Here is a 437-nt window from a genome sequence, read left to right as displayed (position 1 = left end):
AAAGTGCGGGTGAAGGGAGTCGAACCCCCACGCCAAAGGCGCTAGATCCTAAGTCTAGTGCGTCTGCCAATTCCGCCACACCCGCATATTTAAGATAAAATGGTGAGCCATGAAGGATTCGAACCTTCGACCCTCTGATTAAAAGTCAGATGCTCTACCAACTGAGCTAATGGCTCTTGCAATAAAAACTGGTGCCGACTAGAGGACTTGAACCCCCAACCTACTGATTACAAGTCAGTTGCTCTACCAATTGAGCTAAGTCGGCTAAATGGTGGAGGATGACGGGATCGAACCGCCGACCCCCTGCTTGTAAGGCAGGTGCTCTCCCAGCTGAGCTAATCCTCCATTTGCCTGGCAACGTCCTACTCTCACAGGGACAAGGTCCCAACTACCATCGGCGCTAGAGAGCTTAACTTCCGTGTTCGGTATGGGAACGG

The 437-nt window shown here is 51.7% G+C and carries 4 tRNA genes and 1 rRNA gene; all 5 read right to left on the bottom strand.

Features of this window, described 5'->3' with window-relative positions:
- Positions 1 to 4: 4 nt before the first annotated feature.
- Positions 5 to 85 (bottom strand) — tRNA-Leu (locus tag MR115_RS29610).
- Positions 86 to 100: 15 nt separating this feature from the next.
- Positions 101 to 176, bottom strand: a tRNA-Lys gene (locus tag MR115_RS29605).
- A gap of 13 nt (positions 177 to 189) precedes the next feature.
- Positions 190 to 265, bottom strand: a tRNA-Thr gene (locus tag MR115_RS29600).
- Positions 266 to 269: 4 nt separating this feature from the next.
- A tRNA-Val gene (locus MR115_RS29595) sits at positions 270 to 345 on the bottom strand.
- 4 nt (positions 346 to 349) lie between these two features.
- Positions 350 to 437: ribosomal RNA gene (gene rrf, locus MR115_RS29590) — 5S ribosomal RNA — on the bottom strand; the annotation flags it as partial.

Source organism: Bacillus cereus group sp. BfR-BA-01309, from assembly GCF_022664315.1.
GTDB classification, from domain to species: Bacteria; Bacillota; Bacilli; order Bacillales; family Bacillaceae_G; genus Bacillus_A; species Bacillus_A mobilis.
The sequence above is the reverse complement of the archived record's forward strand: the minus strand, read 5'-3'. Positions and strand labels throughout refer to the sequence as shown.